The sequence below is a fragment of the Bacillus sp. FSL K6-0069 genome, assembly GCF_038007785.1.
GTDB lineage: Bacteria > Bacillota > Bacilli > Bacillales > Bacillaceae_G > Bacillus_A > Bacillus_A mobilis.
The window spans coordinates 4,261,032-4,284,819 of the sequence record NZ_JBBOXN010000001.1 but is presented as its reverse complement, the minus strand read 5'-3'; the positions used below and the strand labels follow the sequence as shown (position 1 = coordinate 4,284,819).

The 23,788-nt window shown below is 37.7% G+C and carries 19 protein-coding genes and 1 other annotated feature; of the genes, 17 read left to right on the top strand and 2 right to left on the bottom strand.

Annotated features, from left to right (window positions below; all coding sequences use genetic code 11):
- Position 1 precedes the first annotated feature (1 nt).
- The 5 genes from tig to ysxC all read left to right on the top strand — a co-directional run bounded on the left by tig (position 2) and on the right by ysxC (position 7,687).
- Positions 2-1,279, top strand: a complete 1,278-nt coding sequence (gene tig, locus MHB74_RS21980; RefSeq protein ID WP_061677124.1) for a trigger factor — start codon at positions 2-4, stop codon at positions 1,277-1,279.
- Positions 1,280-1,543: 264 nt separating this feature from the next.
- Positions 1,544-2,803, top strand: coding sequence for an ATP-dependent protease ATP-binding subunit ClpX (gene clpX / locus MHB74_RS21975; RefSeq protein WP_000472283.1), 1,260 nt, complete (start codon positions 1,544-1,546; stop codon positions 2,801-2,803).
- Positions 2,804-2,909: 106 nt separating this feature from the next.
- Positions 2,910-4,580, top strand: a complete 1,671-nt coding sequence (lonB, locus tag MHB74_RS21970) for an ATP-dependent protease LonB (protein WP_061677509.1) — start codon at positions 2,910-2,912, stop codon at positions 4,578-4,580.
- A 183-nt stretch (positions 4,581-4,763) separates the two neighbouring features.
- Positions 4,764-7,094, top strand: a complete 2,331-nt coding sequence (lon, locus tag MHB74_RS21965; RefSeq protein ID WP_061677126.1) for an endopeptidase La — start codon at positions 4,764-4,766, stop codon at positions 7,092-7,094.
- Entirely contained in the window at positions 7,091-7,687 is a 597-nt protein-coding gene (gene ysxC / locus MHB74_RS21960; protein WP_000869114.1) for a ribosome biogenesis GTP-binding protein YsxC, read from the top strand. The genes lon and ysxC overlap by 4 nt, the downstream gene beginning before the upstream one ends.
- A 36-nt stretch (positions 7,688-7,723) precedes the next feature.
- Here ysxC and MHB74_RS21955 read toward each other — a convergent pair whose 3' ends face one another.
- Both MHB74_RS21955 and MHB74_RS21950 read right to left on the bottom strand, forming a co-directional pair.
- A complete protein-coding gene (locus tag MHB74_RS21955) occupies positions 7,724-8,140 on the bottom strand; it encodes an organic hydroperoxide resistance protein (protein ID WP_061677128.1) in 417 nt (138 codons plus the stop codon).
- 2 nt (positions 8,141-8,142) lie between these two features.
- Entirely contained in the window at positions 8,143-8,595 is a 453-nt protein-coding gene (locus MHB74_RS21950; RefSeq protein WP_061677130.1) for a MarR family winged helix-turn-helix transcriptional regulator, read from the bottom strand.
- Positions 8,596-9,010: 415 nt separating this feature from the next.
- On the opposite strand from MHB74_RS21950, the gene hemA reads away from it, so the two are divergent.
- The 12 genes from hemA to MHB74_RS21890 all read left to right on the top strand — a co-directional run bounded on the left by hemA (position 9,011) and on the right by MHB74_RS21890 (position 23,781).
- Positions 9,011-10,345 carry a glutamyl-tRNA reductase gene (gene hemA / locus MHB74_RS21945; protein ID WP_061677131.1) on the top strand — a complete coding sequence of 445 codons (1,335 nt, stop codon included), beginning with the start codon at positions 9,011-9,013 and terminating at the stop codon, positions 10,343-10,345.
- Between the two features lie 17 nt (positions 10,346-10,362).
- Positions 10,363-11,196: a cytochrome c biogenesis protein gene (locus MHB74_RS21940; protein ID WP_000008998.1), complete on the top strand. Its 834-nt coding sequence runs from the start codon at positions 10,363-10,365 to the stop codon at positions 11,194-11,196.
- 15 nt (positions 11,197-11,211) lie between these two features.
- Positions 11,212-12,141, top strand: a complete 930-nt coding sequence (gene hemC / locus MHB74_RS21935) for a hydroxymethylbilane synthase (RefSeq protein WP_061677133.1) — start codon at positions 11,212-11,214, stop codon at positions 12,139-12,141.
- 2 nt (positions 12,142-12,143) lie between these two features.
- Positions 12,144-12,896, top strand: coding sequence for a uroporphyrinogen-III synthase (gene hemD, locus MHB74_RS21930; protein ID WP_061677135.1), 753 nt, complete (start codon positions 12,144-12,146; stop codon positions 12,894-12,896).
- A gap of 69 nt (positions 12,897-12,965) precedes the next feature.
- Positions 12,966-13,955 (top strand): porphobilinogen synthase, encoded by a 990-nt coding sequence (gene hemB, locus MHB74_RS21925; protein WP_001087079.1) that lies wholly within the window; start codon positions 12,966-12,968, stop codon positions 13,953-13,955.
- On the top strand, positions 13,955-15,244 hold the full coding sequence (gene hemL, locus MHB74_RS21920) for a glutamate-1-semialdehyde 2,1-aminomutase (RefSeq protein WP_061677137.1): 1,290 nt from the start codon (positions 13,955-13,957) through the stop codon (positions 15,242-15,244). The genes hemB and hemL overlap by 1 nt, the downstream gene beginning before the upstream one ends.
- Positions 15,245-15,353: 109 nt before the next feature.
- Positions 15,354-16,337 (top strand): stage VI sporulation protein D, encoded by a 984-nt coding sequence (spoVID, locus tag MHB74_RS21915; protein WP_061677139.1) that lies wholly within the window; start codon positions 15,354-15,356, stop codon positions 16,335-16,337.
- A 63-nt stretch (positions 16,338-16,400) separates the two neighbouring features.
- Complete coding sequence (gene ysxE / locus MHB74_RS21910) at positions 16,401-17,426, top strand: spore coat protein YsxE (RefSeq protein ID WP_061677141.1); 1,026 nt, start codon at positions 16,401-16,403, stop codon at positions 17,424-17,426.
- A gap of 120 nt (positions 17,427-17,546) precedes the next feature.
- Positions 17,547-17,778 (top strand) — a binding site (T-box leader).
- Positions 17,779-17,816: 38 nt separating this feature from the next.
- Entirely contained in the window at positions 17,817-20,462 is a 2,646-nt protein-coding gene (locus MHB74_RS21905) for a valine--tRNA ligase (RefSeq protein WP_061677143.1), read from the top strand.
- 92 nt (positions 20,463-20,554) lie between these two features.
- Positions 20,555-21,856, top strand: coding sequence for a bifunctional folylpolyglutamate synthase/dihydrofolate synthase (locus MHB74_RS21900; RefSeq protein ID WP_061677145.1), 1,302 nt, complete (start codon positions 20,555-20,557; stop codon positions 21,854-21,856).
- Positions 21,857-22,021: 165 nt separating this feature from the next.
- Entirely contained in the window at positions 22,022-22,984 is a 963-nt protein-coding gene (locus MHB74_RS21895; RefSeq protein ID WP_061677147.1) for a hypothetical protein, read from the top strand.
- A gap of 221 nt (positions 22,985-23,205) precedes the next feature.
- Positions 23,206-23,781 (top strand): Maf family protein, encoded by a 576-nt coding sequence (locus tag MHB74_RS21890; protein ID WP_061677149.1) that lies wholly within the window; start codon positions 23,206-23,208, stop codon positions 23,779-23,781.
- Positions 23,782-23,788: the final 7 nt, after the last annotated feature.

The window sequence follows — 23,788 nt, the reverse complement described above, 5'->3', positions numbered from 1 at the left end:
AATGGCTACAAAATGGGAAAAATTAGAAGGTAACGTAGGCGTTTTAACAATCGAAGTTGATGCTAAAGAAGTAAACAACTCTATCGACGCTGCATTCAAAAAAGTAGTACAAACAATCAACGTACCAGGTTTCCGTAAAGGAAAAATGCCTCGTCCGTTATTCGAACAACGCTTTGGTATCGAATCTTTATATCAAGATGCTATAGATATCATCTTACCAAAAGCATACGGTGAAGCGATTGATGAAGCTGGTATCTTCCCAGTTGATCATCCTGAAATCAACATCGAGAAGTTCGAAAAAAATGCTAACCTTATCTTCACTGCAAAAGTTACAGTGAAACCTGAAGTTAAATTAGGTGAGTACAAAGGTTTAGCAGTAGAAAAAGTTGAAACAACTGTAACTGACGAAGATGTAGAGAACGAATTAAAATCTTTACAAGAGCGTCAAGCTGAACTAGTTGTTAAAGAAGAAGGAACTGTTGAAAACGGTGATACAGCTGTAATCGACTTCGAAGGTTTCGTTGATGGCGAAGCATTTGAAGGCGGAAAAGGCGAAAACTACTCTCTTGCAATCGGTTCTGGTACATTCATCCCAGGTTTCGAAGAGCAAGTAATTGGTCTTAAATCTGGTGATTCTAAAGAAGTTGAAGTATCATTCCCAGAAGAGTACCACGCTGCTGAATTAGCTGGTAAACCAGCTACATTCAAAGTAACAATTCACGAAATCAAAACAAAAGAACTTCCTGAGTTAAACGACGAGTTCGCTAAAGAAGCTGACGAAGAAGTTGCAACTCTTGATGAATTAAAAACAAAACTTCGTACAAACTTAGAAGAAGGCAAAAAGCACGAAGCTGAGCACAAAGTACGTGACGAAGTAGTAGAATTAGCTGCTGCTAACGCTGAAATCGAAATTCCAGAAGCTATGATCGACACTGAGTTAGATCGTATGGTTCGTGAATTCGAGCAACGTTTAAGCCAACAAGGTATGAACCTTGAGCTTTACTACCAATTCACAGGTACTGACGCTGACAAGTTAAAAGAGCAAATGAAAGAAGACGCTCAAAAACGCGTAAGAATCAACCTTGTTCTTGAAGCTATCATTGAAGCTGAAAACATCGAAGTTACTGAAGAAGAAGTAACTACAGAAGTTGAAAAAATGGCTGAAATGTACGGTATGCCAGTAGACGCTATCAAGCAAGCTCTTGGAAGTGTAGACGCTTTAGCTGAAGATCTTAAAGTGCGTAAAGCTGTAGATTTCTTAGTAGAAAACGCTGCATAATAAAATAACAAGGCACGATTTTAATCGTGCCTTGTTTTATAAATATAGAAATATATTTATAAAACTTTTCGATGAAGAAGGAAAACTTCCTTTACAAGTCGAATATACATATTTCAAAAGTTTTAAAATTTTTTTATTTGTACATAACTAGTCATATTATTTGTATTTCTCGCCACGTAGTGACATAATATGTATTTACATACGATACATTTATCGTGTACATACGAAGGCAAGAGGTTAGCACTTTGTAAGGGGTGTGAAAATATGTTTAAATTTAATGATGAAAAAGGTCAATTAAAATGTTCTTTCTGTGGTAAAACACAAACGCAAGTTCGAAAGTTAGTTGCAGGTCCAGGTGTTTACATTTGTGACGAGTGTATTGAACTTTGTACTGAAATTGTACAAGAGGAGCTTGCGAAGGACGAAGAAGTAGAATTCAAAGATGTACCGAAACCGGTAGAAATTCGTGAAATCTTAGATGAGTATGTCATCGGACAAGATAACGCGAAAAAAGCACTAGCGGTAGCGGTATATAACCATTACAAACGCATTAATTCTAACAGCAAAATTGATGATGTAGAATTAGCGAAGAGTAATATTTCACTTATTGGGCCAACTGGTAGTGGTAAAACATTATTGGCACAAACATTAGCGCGTATTTTAAATGTTCCATTTGCAATCGCGGACGCAACATCTTTAACAGAAGCTGGATATGTTGGGGAAGATGTAGAAAACATCTTACTAAAATTAATCCAAGCAGCTGATTATGATGTAGAAAAAGCGGAAAAAGGAATCATTTATATTGATGAGATTGATAAAGTGGCACGTAAGTCCGAAAATCCATCAATTACACGTGATGTATCTGGTGAAGGTGTGCAGCAGGCACTTCTGAAAATTTTAGAAGGTACTGTAGCAAGCGTTCCACCTCAAGGTGGTCGTAAGCATCCGCACCAAGAGTTTATTCAAATTGATACAACGAATATCTTATTCATCTGTGGTGGAGCGTTTGATGGCATCGAGCCAATTATTAAACGTCGTCTTGGTGAAAAAGTAATTGGATTTGGTGCTGAGAAGAAAAATGCTGATGTAAATGAGAAGCATGTTTTATCTCACGTATTACCAGAGGACCTTTTAAGATTTGGTTTAATTCCAGAGTTTATCGGTCGTCTTCCAGTTATTGCGAACCTAGAGCCGCTTGATGAAGATGCTCTTGTTGATATTTTAACGAAACCGAAAAATGCACTTGTTAAGCAATTCCAAAAACTATTGGAGCTTGACGATGTTGAGTTAGAGTTTGAAGAAGGCGCACTAATTGAAATTGCGAAAAAAGCAATTGAACGTAAAACAGGTGCTCGTGGACTTCGTTCTATTATTGAAGGCTTAATGCTGGATGTAATGTTCGAACTTCCATCTCGCAAAGATATTGAGAAGTGTATTCTTACAAAAGAAACAGTAGCTGATAATGAACCGCCGAAATTGGTGTTACAAGACGGTACTGTACTTGATACAAAAACATCTGCATAGTGCGAAGGAGAAACAGCAATTTTTATAATTGCTGTTTTTCTTTATGTTTAGCTATGTTCCTCCGCGGAAATACTAAGAGATAAAACATTGCGGGAGGAAATAAATGATGAGCTGGACAAATATATTTTTACTTGTTCAACTTGTTTTTGGTGTAATTGTCGGATTGTACTTTTGGCATTTACTTCGAAATCAGCGAACACAAAAAGTTTCAATTGATCGAGAATCGAAAAAAGAATTAGAACAGCTTCGTAAAATGCGCGAGATTTCTTTAACAGAGCCGCTTGCGGAAAAGGTGCGTCCTACATCCTTTTTAGATATTGTAGGGCAAGAGGACGGGATTAAGTCGTTAAAAGCGGCTCTTTGTGGCCCGAACCCGCAACATGTGATTATATATGGTCCACCAGGTGTTGGAAAGACAGCGGCAGCACGTCTTGTTTTAGAGGAAGCAAAACGAAATCCAAAATCTCCATTTCGCACGAATGCAACATTTATTGAACTGGATGCGACGACAGCTAGGTTTGATGAACGTGGTATTGCAGACCCTTTAATTGGTTCGGTACATGATCCGATTTATCAAGGTGCTGGTGCAATGGGGCAAGCGGGTATTCCGCAACCGAAAAAAGGTGCGGTAACAGATGCACATGGTGGTATTTTGTTTATTGATGAGATTGGTGAACTACACCCGATTCAAATGAACAAAATGTTAAAGGTGCTAGAAGACCGGAAAGTGTTTTTGGAAAGTGCATACTATAGTGAAGAGAATACGATGATTCCAACATATATTCATGACATTTTTCAAAAAGGTTTACCAGCTGATTTTCGCTTAGTTGGGGCGACGACACGTTCGCCGGAGGAGATTCCTCCTGCTATTCGGTCACGCTGCTTAGAAGTATTTTTCCGTGAGTTAGATACAGAAGAGATTCAAAAAGTAGCGAAGAATGCAGCTGACAAAGTGGAAATGCAAATGGGCGAAAATGGTATTGAAATGATTGGGATGTATGCAAGAAATGGACGAGAAGCGATTAATCTTGTGCAAATTTCTGCTGGAATGGCAATAAATGAAGAACGTTCTTTCATTAAAGATGAAGATATAGAGTGGGTTGTTCACTCTAGCCAACTTACACCAAAATATGAAAAACGTATTTATCCTATTCCAAGAATCGGCCTTGTAAATGGACTTGCTGTATACGGACCAAATACAGGCGCGTTATTAGAAATTGAAGTAACAGCAATCAAGGCGAAAGATAAAGGATCGGTAAATGTTACCGGAATTGTTGAAGAGGAAAGTATTGGTAGTCAAACGAAATCCATTCGCCGTAAAAGTATGGCGAAAGGTTCTGTAGATAATGTATTAACGGTACTTCGTTCTCTAGATGTGTTGCCAGAAGGATACGATATACATATTAATTTTCCAGGTGGTATCCCAATTGATGGGCCTTCTGCAGGTATTGCTATGGCAACGGGTGTATATTCAGCAGTGCATCGTACGTATGTGAATAATGAAGTAGCGATGACCGGTGAAATAAGTATACACGGTGAAGTGAAACCTATTGGTGGTGTGTACGCAAAAATAAAAGCTGCGAAAAAAGCAGGTGCGAAGAAAGTTATTATTCCTGCTGAAAACATGCAACCGTTTTTGTACACAATAAAAGGAATTGAAATCATTCCTGTTCGTAAGTTAAAAGAAGTATTTGAGTTAACATTTATGCAGGAAAATATGCATCGAGACATTGATATACATACTACTGTAGATGAAACAGATGCACAATCCATGTGAGAATGAACGATAATAAAATTTGCCAGACTTCGTTTAAGTTTGTATGCTTAAGCGGAGTCTTTTTTCCTTTTTAACAGGGAGAAAAACGAGGGATTTACAATTGCGGAAAATCTCTGCAATTGCATCTAGATGTATTGTAATATAAAATAGTTGAACAGGAGTTTAATTTATTATGGAGGTGCTATGTCTAGTATGAATACGAATGAAAGAATCGTACCCCTCCTACCATTAAGAGGCGTTCTCGTATATCCAACGATGGTTCTGCATCTTGATGTAGGACGTGATAAATCGATACAAGCACTAGAGCAGGCGGCAATGGATGAAAATATCATCTTTTTAGCGATGCAAAAAGAAATGAATATCGATGATCCGAAAGAAGATGACATATATAGTGTAGGTACAGTGGCGAAAGTGAAGCAAATGTTAAAATTGCCGAACGGTACGCTTCGTGTCCTTGTAGAAGGTTTACATAGAGCTGAAGTAGTAGAGTTTATCGAAGAAGAAAATATAGTGCAAGTTTCCATCAAAACGGTAACGGAAGAAGTGGAAGATGATCTAGAAGAGAAAGCTCTTATGCGCACATTACTGGAGCATTTCGAACAATATATTAAAGTTTCGAAAAAAGTTTCAAATGAAACATTTGCAACGGTAGCTGATGTAGAAGAGCCAGGAAGATTAGCTGATTTAATTGCTTCTCACTTGCCAATTAAAACGAAGCAGAAACAAGAAATCTTAGAGATTGTATCTGTGAAGGAACGATTACATACACTTATTTCAATTATTCAAGATGAACAAGAGTTACTTAGTTTAGAAAAGAAAATTGGACAAAAAGTGAAACGTTCAATGGAGCGCACGCAAAAAGAATATTTCTTACGTGAGCAAATGAAGGCGATTCAAACTGAACTTGGCGATAAAGAAGGTAAGGGCGGGGAAGTTGAAGAACTTCGTGAGAAGATTGAACAGTCGGGAATGCCGGAAGAAACAATGAAGGCTGCACTGAAAGAATTAGACCGTTATGAAAAATTACCAGCAAGTTCTGCTGAGAGCGGTGTTATTCGTAATTATATGGACTGGTTATTAGCTCTGCCGTGGACAGAAGCAACAGAAGATATGATTGATCTTGCTCATTCTGAAGAGATTTTGAACAAAGATCATTACGGTCTTGAGAAAGTGAAAGAGCGCGTACTTGAATATTTAGCTGTACAGAAGTTAACGAATTCATTAAAAGGACCTATCCTTTGCTTAGTAGGACCTCCTGGAGTCGGGAAAACTTCATTAGCGCGTTCAATTGCAACATCATTAAATCGTAATTTTGTCCGTGTATCCCTTGGTGGTGTACGTGATGAATCTGAAATCCGTGGTCACCGTCGTACGTATGTTGGAGCGATGCCAGGACGCATTATTCAAGGTATGAAAAAGGCGAAAACAGTTAATCCAGTCTTTTTATTAGATGAGATTGATAAAATGTCTAACGATTTCCGTGGAGATCCATCAGCAGCATTACTTGAAGTGTTAGACCCAGAACAAAATCATAACTTCAGTGATCATTACATTGAAGAACCATATGATTTATCGAAAGTTATGTTTGTAGCAACTGCGAATACACTTTCAAGTATTCCAGGTCCATTGCTTGACCGTATGGAAATTATTTCGATTGCCGGTTATACTGAACTTGAAAAAGTTCACATTGCCCGTGAACATTTATTGCCGAAACAATTAAAAGAGCATGGCTTACGAAAAGGTAATTTACAAGTACGTGATGAAGCGCTTCTTGAAATTATTCGTTATTATACACGTGAGGCTGGTGTTCGTACACTAGAGCGCCAAATTGCAAAAGTTTGTCGTAAAGCAGCAAAAATTATCGTTACAGCAGAACGCAAGCGTATTGTAGTAACAGAGAAAAACATTGTTGATTTACTTGGTAAGCACATATTCCGTTATGGGCAAGCTGAAAAAACAGACCAAGTTGGTATGGCGACAGGGTTAGCGTATACAGCAGCAGGCGGCGATACACTAGCGATTGAAGTGTCTGTAGCACCAGGTAAAGGGAAATTAATTTTAACAGGGAAACTTGGGGATGTTATGAAAGAATCCGCACAAGCAGCGTTTAGCTATATTCGTTCTCGTGCAGAAGAGCTTCAGATCGATCCGAATTTCCATGAGAAAAATGATATTCATATTCATGTTCCAGAAGGAGCAGTTCCAAAAGATGGACCGTCAGCGGGTATTACGATGGCAACGGCACTTATTTCTGCACTAACAGGTATTCCTGTAAGTAAAGAAGTGGGGATGACAGGTGAAATTACACTTCGTGGTCGTGTATTACCAATTGGTGGTTTAAAAGAAAAAACATTAAGTGCTCACCGCGCAGGCTTAACAAAAATTATTTTGCCAGCAGAAAACGAGAAAGATTTAGATGATATTCCAGAAAGCGTAAAAGAAAACCTTACGTTTGTGCTTGCATCTCATTTAGATGAAGTATTGGAGCACGCATTAGTAGGAGTGAAACAATGAAAGTAACAAAAGCAGATATTGTAATTAGTGCTGTTAAACCAGAACAATATCCAGACAGTGATTTACCAGAAATTGCATTAGCAGGTCGTTCAAATGTCGGGAAGTCTTCCTTTATTAATAAAATTTTAAATCGTAAAAAGTTAGTACGTATTTCTTCTAAACCAGGGAAAACGCAAACGCTGAACTTTTTCTTAATCAATGAGATGATGCATTTTGTTGACGTTCCAGGTTATGGATATGCGAAAGTATCTAAATCAGAGCGCGCAGCATGGGGCAAGATGATTGAAACATACTTTACAACGCGTGAGCAATTAGACGCAGCTGTATTAGTAGTTGATTTACGTCACCAACCAACAAACGATGACGTGATGATGTATGATTTCTTAAAGCATTATGAAATCCCAACAATTATTATTGCGACGAAAGCCGATAAAATTCCGAAAGGGAAATGGCAAAAGCATTTAAAAGTTGTAAAAGAAACGCTTGCTGTTGAAATTGGCGATGAAATTGTTCTATTCTCTTCTGAAACAGGACTTGGAAAAGAAGAAGCGTGGAAGGCAATTCATAAAATGACAAAAACAAAAAACGCGTGACGAATGTCGCGCGTTTTTTTTATTTACTACATTTTTTTATTTTACGTTTAATGTAACCTCAATATTACCTCTTGTTGCTTTCGAATAAGGACATACACCGTGAGCAGCTTCTACAAGTTCTTGTGCTTCAGCGTGAGAAACGCCAGCAACGTGTACATCAAGTACAGCAGATAGGCCAAAACCACCGTCTGTATCTTTTCCGATAGAAACGTGAGCAGTTACTTCTGTGCTTTCTACTTTCACGCGTTTTGTGCGAATGACAAGTTGTAATGCACTATCAAAACAAGCGGCATAACCAGCAGCAAATAGTTGTTCTGGATTCGTTGCCTCTCCGCCTGCACCACCTAGTGCTTTCGGCATTTTTACATCAAGATTTAATATGCCATCATCTGAAACTACTTTTCCGTTTCTTCCACCTGTAGCAGTTACTGAAGCAGTATATAATTTATCCATGTTTATTCCCCTTTTCTATCATTTATTGTTTTCATTGTTTCCATTAGTTTATTTAATTGAATTAATAAAGAACGATACTCTTGTTCTGTAATTCCTAAATTTGTTGCCATTGTTGTCGGCAACGAACAAGCCTTTTCTTTTAAATCTTTACCTTGTTCTGTTAATTCAATACAAACTTTGCGCTCATCTTCTTTAGAACGAACGCGTTTTACAAGATTTAATGATTCCATTCGTTTTAACATAGGTGTTAACGTACCGGAATCTAAAAATAGACGTTCTCCAATTTCTTTTACTGTTAGTCCATCTTGCTCCCATAGTACGAGTAAAGTAATGTACTGGGGATACGTAATACCCATCTCTTCTAAATATGGTCGATAAAAGCGGGTCACTTCTTTAGAACAGGCGTAAATGGAGAAACAAAGTTGATTATCTAGATGTAAAGAATTCTCTGTCATACATAGCTCCTCTCTGGTTGAATTGTGCACAATTTAATTTTGTAAAATCAATATAACGGAAAAGAAATACAATGTCAAATACATTGTATTGAGAAAGGTTGTGCTACAATTTGGAACAATCATACATATTTTCCTTCATGATGAAAGAAGATAGGAAAGATGATGTTATAATTCATATGGAATAGTTTCCATCACTTGATTATGAGTGCTTTTTTTGGTAACGTACAAATAGAGTTATTAATTTATAATCATTATAAAGTAGGAAGTCTTTATTAATTTTACTGAATCTCCTTTATTACATACGGAGAATAAATAAAAAATAATCGGTTGTTCACACGATTGTCAGATTCATAAGAGGAAAGTTGTATTATGATAGTAGATAAAGTGATAAAACGGGTGAAGGGGGACATGCTGCGTGCATATTCTTGTTGTTAGTGTAAATTATCGAACAGCCCCTGTAGAATTTCGTGAGAAACTCACATTTCAGGCAGCAGAGCTAGAGCAAGCAATGACTACATTACAAAATCAAAAGAGCGTGTTAGAGAATGTCATTGTATCCACTTGTAATCGCACTGAGATTTACGCTGTTGTCGATCAATTACACACGGGACGGTATTATATTAAGAAGTTTTTAGCTGATTGGTTTCAGCTTGAAATAGAGGAAGTTGCACCATATTTAACTATTTTTGAACAAGATGGTGCAATAGATCATTTATTCCGCGTAACGTGCGGTTTAGATTCTATGGTAGTTGGAGAAACGCAGATTTTAGGTCAAATAAAAGATAGCTTTTTAGAAGCGCAACAAGTAAAAGCGACAGGCACAATTTTTAATGAGTTGTTTAAGCAAGTGGTGACGTTAGCGAAACGTGCGCACTCAGAAACGACAATTGGTGAAAGTGCGATGTCTGTTAGTTATGCTGCTGTTGAGCTTGGGAAGAAAATATTCGGCGAGCTAACAGATTGTCACGTACTTATTCTTGGTGCTGGTAAGATGGGTGAACTGGCACTACAAAACTTATATGGAAGCGGTGCTCGAAAAGTAACAGTTATGAATAGGACGTTTACGAAAGCGGAAGTAATGGCTGAGAAATATATGGGACATGCAAAGCCTTTAAGTGAATTGCAATGTGCATTATTAGAAGCAGATATTTTAATTAGTTCAACTGGTGCATCTGAGTATGTCATTACGAAAGAGATGATGACAAAGGTAGAGAAAATGCGCTCGGGTCGTCCGTTATTTATGGTGGATATTGCAGTGCCGCGTGATATTGATCCAGCAATTGATGAACTAGAAGGTTCTTTCTTATATGACATTGATGATTTGCAAGGAGTAGTGGAAGCAAATCGTGCTGAGCGTTTGAAAGAAGCAGAGAAAATTCAATTTATGATTGAAGAGGAAATTGTTTTATTTAAAACGTGGTTAAGTACACTTGGTGTTGTTCCGTTAATAGCAGCTCTTCGTGATAAGGCACTTGCTATCCAAAGTGAAACGATGGAAAGTTTGGAACGCAAAATACCGAATCTTAGTGATCGTGAGAGAAAAGTAATTAGTAAGCATACGAAAAGTATTATTAATCAATTATTAAAAGACCCAATTTTAGTAGCGAAAGAAATAGCTGCTGAAGAGGGAGCAGACGAAAAATTAGCGTTATTTGCAAAGATTTTCGATTTAGACATGGAAGACGTAGAGAGTAGTGCGGAAGAAGTTGAACATAAAAGAGCGTGGACACCATCCGTTCCATCTTTATAATTTGGAAGGATGATCGGATGAGTTTTTTAAATAACAGTATTATTTATCATATTGCAATTATTTTATATGCTTGTAGCATTAGTTTATATTTTATAGATTATTTCCAAAGTAACCGAAAGGCGAACCGATTTGCTTTTTGGTTACTTTCGATTGTATGGGTTCTGCAGTCTATCTTCATGTTACTTCGGGCTACAGATTCAGAAACGAACCCTATATTAACTTTACTATCAGGGATTTATTTTTATGTTTGGCTATTGATTACGATGTCGTTAGTCATTAATCGATTTATGAGAATTGATTTTCTAGTCTTTTTTACAAATGTTGTCGCATTTGGCGTAAGCGCTTTTTCTATTTTTACACCGCTCGGAAAGATGTCGCCGGTACTTGCGGAGCAATTAGTTTCGGAACTTGTATATGTACACGTCGGTATGGCTATTATTTCTTATGCAACTTTCACTGTATCGTTCATTTTTTCTATCATGTATTTATTACAATATCGCCTATTAAAAAAGAAAAAATGGAATGCGAGATTAAGAAGGTTAGGGAATTTACCGAAGCTAGAATCGATGTCTTACGGATTAAATTTATTTTCTGTTCCATTTTTCTTATTAGCTATTTTATTAGGATGCATATGGGGATATACGAAATTGGACAATTTCCATTGGTATGATACGAAAGTGATCGGATCTTTTGTCGTTCTATTTGTATATTGTGCTGGCCTATATTTACGAGTGGCAGATGTGTTGCAAGGAAAGAAAATCGTGCAGTGGAACATCGGAGCATTTCTCGTAATGCTAATCAATATTTTTCTATTAAGCAGTTTATCCAACTTCCACTTTTGGTATTTATAATGAGGAGAGAGAATTATGCGCAAAATTATTGTAGGGTCACGAAAGAGTAAATTAGCATTAACGCAAACAAACTGGTTTATTGATCAGCTAAAAGCGCTAGGTTTACCATATGAATTTGAAGTGAAAGAAATCGTCACAAAAGGTGATGTTATTTTAGATGTTACTCTTTCAAAAGTAGGCGGAAAAGGCTTGTTTGTGAAAGAGATTGAACATGCGTTACTTACGAAAGAAATTGATATGGCTGTACATAGTATGAAAGATATGCCGGCCGTACTTCCAGAAGGATTAATGATTGGTTGTACACCGAAGCGTGTTGATCCTCGCGATGCTTTTATCTCAAAAAGCGGAGCATCGTTTAAAGATTTAGCAGAAGGCGCTATTTTAGGTACAAGTAGTTTAAGACGCAGTGCACAATTATTAGCTGCAAGACCAGATTTACAAGTGAAGTGGATTCGAGGGAATATCGATACACGTTTACGTAAATTACAAGAAGAAGATTACGATGCAATCATTTTAGCGACAGCTGGATTACAAAGAATGGGCTGGGATAATGAAGTTATTACAGAGCATTTAGATGAGACGTTATGTGTACCTGCTGTAGGACAAGGTGCATTAGCGATTGAGTGCCGTGAGGATGATAAGGATTTACTACAGCTGTTAGCGCATATGAATGATGCAGTAACAGAAAAAACAGTGGCAGCAGAGCGAGTATTTCTTCATAAACTTGAAGGTGGATGCCAAGTTCCAATCGCTGGATATGCAACCCTTACAGAAAACGATGCAATCGAATTAACAGCTCTTGTCGGTTCTATGGACGGTTCTGTTTTATTGAAAGAGACAGTAGTAGGAACTAATCCAGCGGAAGTAGGATTAGAGGCTGCGGACCGTTTAATTAAACAAGGCGCAAAAGAACTTATTCTTGCTGCAAATAAGGGGCAACAATAAATATGAACGCTCTCGCTGGCAAAACGGTATTGATTACACGTGCCCAGCATCAAGCAAAACAAATGAGTGTAGTGGTGAAAGAAAAGAGCGGAATTCCATTGGAAATTCCGCTTTTGCGTATGGAAGGTATGTCTCATAGACAGATTCAACATATAGCAGGGCAACTACATTCGTATGACTGGGTTATTTTTACGAGTAAAAATGGGGTAAATTTTTTTCTAGATCGTTTGAGAAAGAGGCTCCCTGTAACGACTAAAATTGCTGCAGTAGGCGTGAAGACAAGGTTAGAATTAGAAAAACAGGGCTATAAAGTGGACTTTGTTCCAACTTCATTTGTTGCAGAAGTATTTGCAGAAGAGTTTGTAAAAAGACTAAGTGGAAACGAATGCATTTTATTTCCGAAAGGGAATTTAGCAAGAGATGTAATTCCAGTTGCACTTCGCCAAATTGGTGTTTCTCTAGATGAGCTAATCGTATATGGTACGAAAGAAAATGTAGAGAAAAAGCGAGAGCTGATAGAAGCGTTAGAAGTAGGGAAAGTAGACGTTATTACATTTACGAGCCCTTCCACTGTTACTAGTTTTGTTCGTTTACTTGAGGGTACAAACTGGAGAGAATGGACAAAAAAATGTACAATTGCTTGTATAGGGCCTATTACGGAAAAAGAGGCGAGCCTTTATTTTCCGCATATTATTATGCCGAAAGAGTACACTGTAGAAGCATTACTACAATGTATTTGTGAATCTATAAAGTGAAACTTTAATTAGTAGGGTCTTACTGCCCGCAAATAGCGGGATAAAATAAAAGAATGGGGATAGAAATCTATGAACTCTTTACAATTTAATCGTCATCGTCGCTTAAGACAAAGTGGTAATATGCGTGCGCTTGTGCGTGAAACGTTTTTACATACGGAAGATTTTATTTACCCTATTTTTGTATTAGAAGGAGAAAATGTTCGTAATGAAGTGCCTTCTATGCCAGGTGTATATCAAATGTCTTTAGATTTATTGCAAGCTGAAATGCAAGAGGTTGTTGATTTAGGTATCCGTTCTGTTATTGTATTTGGTTTACCTGCTGAAAAAGATGAAGTTGGATCATCAGCATATTGTGATCATGGAATTGTGCAACGTGCAATTCAGCAAATTAAAGGTGAATTCCCTGAGTTAGTAGTAGTTGCGGATACATGTTTATGTCAATTCACAAGCCATGGTCATTGCGGTGTAATCGAAGATGGTATTATTTTAAATGACGAGTCTCTTGCAGTTCTTGCAAAAACAGCTGTCAGCCAAGCGAAAGCGGGAGCAGACATTATTGCGCCATCAAACATGATGGACGGATTTGTAACAGCGATTCGCCACGCATTAGATGAAAATGGCTTTGGGCATGTGCCAGTAATGTCATACGCTGTGAAATATTCATCAGCGTTTTACGGGCCGTTCCGTGATGCGGCGCACGGTGCACCACAATTTGGTGACCGTAAAACATATCAAATGGACCCAGCGAACCGTATGGAAGCATTCCGTGAAGCTGAATCAGATGTAATGGAAGGGGCAGATTTCTTAATTGTAAAGCCAGCTCTTTCTTACTTAGATATTGTTCGTGATGTGAAAAATAACTTTAATTTACCAGTCGTTGCTTATAACGTAAGTGGTGAATATTCGATGATTAAAGCGGCAGCGCAAAATGGTTGGATTAATGAAAAAGAAGTTGTACTTGAAAAATTAATTAGTATGAAACGTGCAGGAGCAGATTTAATTATTACGTATCATGCGAAAGATGCAGCAAGATGGTTACAAGAAGGAGGCGCTAAATAATGAAAAAGTTTGATAAGTCGATTGCGGCATTTGAAGAGGCGCAAGATTTAATGCCTGGAGGCGTAAATAGCCCTGTTCGTGCCTTTAAGTCTGTCGGTATGAATCCGTTGTTTATGGAGCGTGGAAAAGGCTCTAAAGTATACGATATCGATGGGAATGAATACATCGATTACGTATTATCATGGGGTCCTTTAATTCATGGTCATGCAAACGACCGTGTTGTGGAAGCTTTAAAATCTGTTGCTGAAAGAGGGACAAGCTTCGGTGCTCCAACGGAAATTGAGAATGAATTAGCGAAACTTGTTATTGAGCGCGTACCATCAATTGAGATTGTACGTATGGTTAACTCAGGAACAGAAGCGACAATGAGTGCGCTACGTTTAGCTCGTGGTTATACAGGCCGTAACAAAATTTTGAAATTCATCGGTTGTTACCACGGTCATGGTGATTCGTTATTAATTAAAGCGGGTTCTGGTGTGGCGACGTTAGGTTTACCAGATAGTCCTGGTGTACCAGAAGGTGTAGCGAAAAATACAATTACAGTAGCGTATAACGATTTAGAAAGTGTGAAATACGCTTTCGAACAATTCGGTGATGATATTGCTTGTGTCATCGTAGAACCAGTAGCAGGGAATATGGGTGTTGTTCCTCCGCAACCAGGATTTTTAGAAGGTCTTCGTGAAGTAACAGAGCAAAATGGTGCATTACTTATTTTTGATGAAGTCATGACAGGATTCCGAGTTGCTTATAATTGTGGGCAAGGTTATTACGGTGTAACACCTGATTTAACTTGTTTAGGTAAAGTAATCGGTGGCGGTTTACCAGTAGGAGCATACGGTGGTAAAGCAGAAATTATGCGACAAGTTGCACCGAGTGGACCGATTTACCAAGCAGGTACTTTATCAGGTAACCCACTTGCAATGGCAGCAGGTTATGAAACGTTAGTACAGTTAACGCCAGAATCATATGTAGAATTCGAGCGTAAAGCTGAAATGTTAGAAGCTGGCTTACGTAAAGCGGCTGAAAAACATGGCATTCCGCATCATATTAACCGTGCGGGTTCTATGATTGGTATCTTCTTTACAGATGAACAAGTTATTAATTACGATGCAGCAAAATCTTCAAACTTAGAATTCTTTGCAGCTTACTATCGTGAAATGGTAGAGCAAGGTGTATTCTTGCCGCCATCTCAATTTGAAGGCTTATTCTTATCGACAGCGCATAGTGATGCAGATATTGAAGCGACAATTGCAGCGGCTGAGATTGCCATGTCAAAATTAAAAGCTTAATTGAATAAAGAAAATCGCTCTCCATAAGGGGGGCGATTTTTTTTATTCATAAAGTCAGCTTTCCGTACATAAATCTGTAATGACATATAGTTTGGGAGGGGGAAAAGAAGTGGCAACAGATCATTCATTACGTTTTTCATTAAAAGAATCTGTTTGGTTCCAAAAAGGACAGGAAGTCGAAGAACTTTTGTCAATTTCGTTAGATCCAGACGTTGAGATAGAAGAGCTTGATCATGAAGTTATCGTGAGAGGGCAATTAGATTTAACGGGAGAGTATGTTGCAAGGCAAGATGATTCGGCTTATTCACTGAGAGATCTATCACCAGCGAAGTCAATTGATTATGTAGAAACAAGAGAAGATGGGGTTAATGAACTTGTTCATTCCTTTCCGCTTGAAATATCAATTCCGAGAAACCGTGTGAAAGTAATTGAAGAACTATATGTATCTATCGAGGAATTTGATTATGAATTAAAGGAAAATGGTTGCTTACAATTATTAGCGGATATATCTATTACAGGTTTATGTGATGAAGAAAGAATTGAGGATGAAGAGGAAGAAACGGCGTATGCTGAGTTAGAGGATGATGCAGCACAAGAGTATGAAACTAGACCAACGCCGCACGTAGAAGAACCAGCTTATAAGGAATCAGATGAGTGGGAAGATTACGCATTTGAACCGTTCCAACTAGAAGAAAGAAAAGAGCAGGAAGTAGAGGAAGCGGAAATAGAAGAACATGAATTTGTAGAGCGTGAAGAAGAGAAAGAAACAACGCCGCAATTTGAATTGTTCGGACGAAAAGATTTCAAGAAAGAAAAAGAGAAAAAGAAAAAGCAAGAAGAGCAAGAAGAAGAAGCCTATTCACAGCGAGATGAAAATGCGCTGTATTTAACGAAACTATTTACGAAAGAACCGGAAGAAGAATTTACAAAGTTAAGAATGTATTTCGTGCAAGAAGGAGATACGATTGAATCTGTTGCAGATCGTTATGAAACGTCTGTACAAAACTTATATCGTGTCAATCAAACAGAAGATATATATTTAACGGCAGGACAAATTATTTATATTCCTGTTTCAAGAGCAAAAGCGAAATAAGTGAGTGTTTTTCACTCACTTATTTTTCTAAAGGCTATGTTTTGAATAGAAAGGGTTATTCGTATGGATATGGAATTACGAAATCGCTATGAACCCATTGTAAGGCAATATAGATTGGATACGCAGCATATGGAAGAGCACGGAAGTGTAACGAAAATTTACACGAATCAAGGCCCATATGCGCTCAAGAAAATAGAAGGCAGAAAGTTAGAGCGGAATAACTTTCTGCATCATATTCAATATTTGAAGGAGAAAGGTTTTTCGAATTATGTACCTATATACCATGCGACGGATGGAAATTATATTTTAAATGATGGTACGTATAATTATTATTTAATGCCTTGGTTAGAACGTGCGGAAGGGAACGGCGAGGATAATGATCAATACCATAAAATGTTCCAGACTCTCGGGGCGTTGCATCAAAAAACGGTAAAAGAAGAAACGTATACAGAAGAAGATTTAGAGAAACATTATACAAATATATCTGATCGTTGGGAAAATGATGGTGAGATGTTAGAAGAGTTTCTTGTAGAATCGGAATCGAAGTGGTATATGTCTCCGTTTGAATTGCAATATTGTACGTATTATCATCATGTAATGAGGGCGCGTGAGTTCGCAACGAAGCAATTAAATGAGTGGAACGATGCGATGAAAGAAAAAGAAAAAACACGTATTACTTTTGTGCATGGTAACGTATCACTTAATCATTTTTTATTTGATTATGAACGGAACGGCTATTTTATTAGTTTAGAAAAATCGAAGTTTGCAACACCGGTGCAAGATATAGTAGGGTTTTATTCTAGGTCGTTAAACACATATCCAATTGCGCGAAGTGATCGGTTTGAATGGTATCAAATGTACCAAAAAAATTTTCCTTTTACGAAAGAAGAGCAACTACTCATGTTTGCGTATATGACGTATCCATCACAATTTATTCGGCAAATCCAGTCTTATAAGAAAAGAAGAGAGAGTCGTAATGAGGAAAATGAACTTCTTGGAGTAAAGAGCTTGCAACAATCGCATTGGCTCGTTAGCAATATAGAATATTTCCTTTCGCAATTACAAGCTGCCCAGCAAGGGAACGGATAAAAAGATAAGTAGCATCCTCTACTTATCTTTTTTGTGCGTCAAAAAGTTCGTAGTCTTAAATTTATCTTGACGAATAGGGTTTCGTTTTTTACACTATTGTATATAATAATTAACAATCATATAAATGCCTTGAAGGGGAAGAGTATAACAAGAAACGTCTTCAGAGAGGAGAATCATTAGCTGGGAGATTCTCTAGATAGTTATGTTAGAAGGTAGCCCTGGAGCATCTTTTCTGAACGGAATAGTTCTCATTAGGAAAAGACGGATTTGTCCGTTATCAAATTAAGAGTATAAGCAAATTCTGAATTTGTTTGTAAATAAAGGTGGTACCGCGATGTCCCTCGTCCTTTTTTGGATGAGGGGCATTTTTTATTTTAAGGAGGGAAAATAATGTCAAACACGGAAAAGAATTTACCAACTAAATATGATCATATGTCCGTTGAAGAAGGCCTTTATCAGTGGTGGTTAGAAGGCAAATATTTTGAAGCAACAGGAGACGAGAAGAAACAACCGTATACAATTGTAATTCCACCTCCGAACGTAACTGGTAAGTTACACTTAGGTCATGCTTGGGATACAACTCTTCAAGATATTTTAACTCGTACGAAGCGTATGCAAGGATACGATGTATTATGGCTTCCAGGAATGGACCATGCGGGTATCGCAACACAAGCGAAAGTAGAAGGAAAACTTCGTGAAGAAGGTATTTCACGTTACGATCTTGGCCGTGAGAAGTTCCTTGAAAAAGCTTGGGAATGGAAAGAAGAATACGCGTCTCACATTCGTCAACAATGGGGGAAAGTTGGTTTAGGACTAGACTATTCTCGTGAACGTTTCACATTAGACGAAGGTTTATCTGATGCAGTTAATAAAGTATTCGTTCAATTATATGAAAAAGGCTTAATTTACCGTGGTGAATATATTATCAACTGGGACCCAGCAACACGCACAGCCCTTTCTGATATTGAAGTAATTCATAAAGAAGTTCAAGGTGCATTCTACCATATGAACTACCCATTAACAGATGGTTCTGGTCATATTCGTCTTGCAACAACTCGTCCAGAAACGATGCTTGGTGATACAGCGGTAGCGGTTCATCCAGAAGACGATCGTTACAAGCATTTAATCGGAAAAACAGTTACACTTCCAATCGTAGGCCGTGAGATTCCAATTATTGCTGATGAGTACGTAGAAAAAGATTTCGGAACAGGCGTTGTAAAAATTACACCAGCTCATGACCCGAATGACTTTGAAGTAGGTAATCGTCATGACTTACCACGTATCTTAGTAATGAACGAAGATGGATCGATGAATGAAAAGGCTGGTAAGTATAACGGCATGGATCGTTTCGAATGTCGTAAAGCGTTAGTAAAAGACTTACAAGAAGCGGGCGTATTAGTAGAAATCGAGCCTCATATGCATTCAGTAGGTCATAGTGAGCGTAGTGGTGCAGTTGTTGAGCCTTACTTATCAACACAATGGTTCGTAAAAATGGCTCCACTTGCTGAGAAGGCAGTAGCGCTTCAACAAAAAGAAGAAGAGAAAGTAACGTTCGTACCAGAGCGTTTCGAAAACACATATTTACGCTGGATGGAGAACATTCACGACTGGTGTATTTCTCGTCAATTATGGTGGGGACACCGCATTCCAGCTTGGTATCATAAAGAAACTGGTGAAGTATACGTAGGTACAGAAGCACCAGCAGACCTTGAAAACTGGAATCAAGATAACGACGTACTTGATACGTGGTTCAGTTCAGCGCTATGGCCATTCTCAACACTTGGTTGGCCAAATGAAGATGCAGCAGACTTCAAACGTTATTATTCAACAGATGCACTAGTAACGGGTTATGACATCATCTTCTTCTGGGTATCTCGTATGATTTTCCAAGGTTTAGAGTTTACAGGCGAGCGTCCATTTAAAGATGTATTAATTCACGGGTTAGTTCGTGATGAGCAAGGACGTAAAATGAGTAAATCTCTTGGTAACGGTATTGATCCAATGGATGTTATCGAGAAGTACGGTGCAGATGCAATGCGCTATTTCTTATCAACAGGAAGTGCACCAGGTCAAGATTTACGTTTCAGCATGGAGAAAGTAGAATCTACTTGGAACTTCATTAATAAAATTTGGAATGCATCACGTTTCGTATTAATGAACATGGATGATATGAAGTATGAAGAAATCGATTTAACTGGTGAAAAATCAGTTGCGGATAAGTGGATTTTAACTCGCTTAAACGAAACAATCGAAAGCGTAACACGTAACATGGATAAATATGAGTTCGGTGAAGCTGGTCGTTCATTATACAACTTCATTTGGGACGATTTCTGTGACTGGTACATTGAGATGGCAAAGCTTCCTTTATACGGTGAAGATGAAGCAGCTAAGAAAACAACTCGTTCTATTTTAGCTTACGTATTAGACCAAACAATGCGTCTATTACACCCATTCATGCCATTCGTAACAGAGAAAATTTGGCAACATTTACCGCATGAAGGCGAGTCTATTACAGTAGCAGCGTGGCCAACAGTTCGCGAAGATTTACAAGATAAAGAAGCAGCAGCAGAAATGCACCTTCTAGTTGATATCATTCGCTCTGTTCGTAACATCCGTGCAGAAGTTAATACGCCAATGAGCAAAAAAGTTCAAATGCAAATTAAAGCAAAAGATGAGGCTGTACTTGCTCAACTTACGAAAAACAGCTCTTACATTGAGCGTTTCTGTAACCCAAGCGAATTAACAATTCAAACGGATTTACAAGCGCCAGAAAAAGCAATGACTGCAATCGTATCAGGTGCAGAGTTATTCTTACCGTTAGCTGATCTTATCAATCTTGATGAAGAGAAAGCGCGTCTTGAGAAAGAACTTGAGAAGTTTGACAAAGAAGTAGAACGTGTACAGAAGAAACTTTCAAACCAAGGTTTCGTAGCGAAAGCCCCTGCAGCAGTTATTGACGGAGAGCGTGCGAAAGAGCAAGACTACCTAGAAAAACGTGAAGCAGTTCGCCAACGTCTAGCAGATCTTGAAAAGTAAAATGTTTTTTAGAGACTCACTATATTGGTGAGTCTCTTTTCTTTGCGTATAATAGGAGTATGAAAGTTGTCTTTTGAAAGGGGAAAGCATACGTGATACATACATACGAAGAAGCGATAGGGTGGATTCATAGCCGATTGAAGTTTGGTATTAAACCAGGATTAGAAAGAATGAGATGGATGCTAGAAGAGCTCGGAAATCCAGAGCGTCACATAAAATGTGTTCATCTTGCTGGTACAAATGGAAAAGGTTCAACGTTAACATATATGCGCTACATGTTAGAAGATGCAAAATATAAGGTAGGAACATTTACCTCTCCTTATATTGAAACATTTAACGAACGTATTAGTGTGAACGGAACACCAATTGCAGATGAAGAGATTACTGAACTTGTAAAGATGGTAAAGCCAGTCGTTGAAAAACTAGATGAGACGGATTTAGGAGAAGCGACTGAGTTTGAAATTATTACTGTTATGGCAATTTGTTATTTCAGTAAAGTTAATTTCTGTGATGTTGTTTTATTTGAAACAGGGCTTGGAGGACGCTTTGATTCTACGAATGTTATTCATCCTGTTCTCACGATTATTACAAATATCGGCCACGATCATATGCATATTTTAGGGAATACACTAGGAGAAATTGCATATGAGAAGGCGGGAATTATTAAGTCTGGTGTTCCAGTTATTACTGGTGTACAAGATGAAGAAGCATTGCAAGTCATTCAAAAGGTTGCAAAGGAAAATCATGCAAACTTATACGAGATAGGTAACCATTTTACAGCGTTACATAAACAGTCTAGCAAAGATGGAGAACAGTTCGATTTCACTTGTCCTTTCGCCACTTTTGCAGATGTGCGAATCTCAATGAAAGGTAGTCACCAAGTAGGAAACGCAGCACTTGCACTTATGGCAGTCATGTATGTCAAAACATACTTATCATTTTTAATTGAGGAAGAAGAAATAAGAACTGGATTACAGGAAGCGTATTGGATTGGGCGATTTGAAAAACTGCAAAGTAATCCAGATGTTATTATAGATGGTGCCCATAATCCAGAAGGTATTGAAAGTCTTGTGAAAACAGTAGAATTACATTACAAAGATAAAAATGTAATAGTTTTATTTACTGCCCTTGGTGATAAACAGTTGCATAATATGGTAGGTCAATTAGAAACAATTGCCGATGAAATTATTTTTACAACATTCGCCTTTGATCGAGCTATTTCTGCTGACACTCTTGCATCGTATGCAAAGAAAGAGTCAAAACTAGTTTTTGAAAATTGGAAAGAGGCAATTGATACGAAGGTTAAAATGATTGGAGAAAATGATGTTTTTATCATAACAGGTTCTCTTTATTTCATTTCGGAAGTTCGAAAATATATTCGCGAGAAAAACTAGATAGTCTTTGCTATCTAGTTTTTTTGTTCTACAAATGAAGTCAAATGCATACATTTAAGATAAATATATAGGGTTATTTGGCGAATTCCTCTGACAAATATCTCGTTTTTTTGTGAAAGGAATATGATATGATGCGGACAACGATAAGAGGTGAGGTGTGAGTGTATGGACAAGCAATCACGAACGATCTCAGTGAAAGTGAATGGAACAGAAGCGAAGTATGAGGAGAAGAAGAAAGATGAATTTGAATGGATGGTAGTAGAAAGTGAAAGACCGAAAAATGTTGTTCCGTTTCAAAAAGCGAAATTAGCGTCTACGGAAAAAAAACGAAAGAAGTGGAGCAATACGTTAATTGCAATCGTTGCAACTGCGATTGTTATTGGTACGGCTTTTGGGATGGGAATGCTACAGTTACTTAAAGGGCAAGGAGCGACAGGGGGAAGTGAAGTAACAGCTTCGAAGCAGGTGCAAAATGAAGAATCAAAGGTGGGTGGAACGTCAGAACAAACACCAGCACAAAAAGAGGAAAAACAAAAAGCGCAGACAGGAACGTCATTAGATCCAATGAAATTATTTTTTGTTCAAGGAGGGATTTATTCTTCCGAAGAAAAGGGACAGGCCGCTCTTGAAGAATGGAAAGGTAATGGAGGCGTAGCAGCTTTAAAACCGAGTGGTGATAAGTATGCATTAGTTGTTGGTATTGCTAGCGATGAACAAGATATCAACCAATTAATGACGAAGTATAAAAATGATAATGTCTCTGTATTAAAAAAGAACTGGGATATAACAGATAAAGCGTTACTTAAAGATGATAAAGAAGTTGGAGCATTTTTAACAAAAGTACAGCCATTATATACTCATTTAGCAAAATATGCTTCTAGCGTACAATCTAGTGGAAAAAATAATACAAAAGATATAGGTGCGATTGAAAAAGAGTGGAAAGCAATTGAAAAAGAAGGAAAAAGTATGAAGCAGGAAGAAGCGAAGAAATTGTATATGTACACGTCAGTAGCTGTGCAAACAGTGAAGGATGGAAAAGGTGATAAGGAATCTTTGACGAAATTAAATCAAGTTATTATTGATGGTATACTTTCATATGAAAAAATTGTTTCACAAAAGGTGAAATAATAGGATAATGAAATGACGAAGGAAGAAGTATAGGTACTTCTTTCTTTTCTTTTGAATTTAGAGAAAAGTGCTTTCTCTACGGCAGGAATATAATCGTATTTTAGTAAAAAAGTATTATTTTGTTTAGGGAAAATAATATTTCTTTTATTTGTGGGCAAACTATTCCTTTGATACGATTGATATAAATGATTCTGCTTCATGTGAGAAAGGAAGGAGAAAATATGAGAAAAATTATTTTAGCATCAGGTTCGCCTCGCAGGAAGGAACTGCTTGAGTTAGCGGATGTACCATTTAAAATCATTGTAAGTGAAGTAGAAGAAACGATTGGTGCGTACTCATCACCTTCTGATATTGTAATGTCCCTTGCCCTGCAAAAAGCATCTGCGGTAGCGGAAAATAACAGTGATCATATTGTGTTAGGTGCAGACACAATTGTTACATATGAATCGCGTATTCTTGGAAAGCCTTCTAATGAAGCTGAGGCGAAAGAAATGTTGCAATTATTATCAGGGAAAACACATGAAGTGTATACTGGGGTTGCAATTATAACAAAAGACAAAACAATCACTTTTTACGAGCGTACAGAAGTTACGTTTTGGGAATTAACAGAAGAGGAAATTGACGCATACGTTGCATCAAAAGAGCCTCTTGATAAAGCAGGAAGTTATGGAATTCAAGGTAAAGGATCTATTTTTGTTCAACATATTCAAGGAGACTATTATAGTGTAGTTGGTTTACCGATTTCACGTCTTGTTCGGGAATTAAAACAATTCAATATTGATGTAACCCATGCGTAAAATTGCA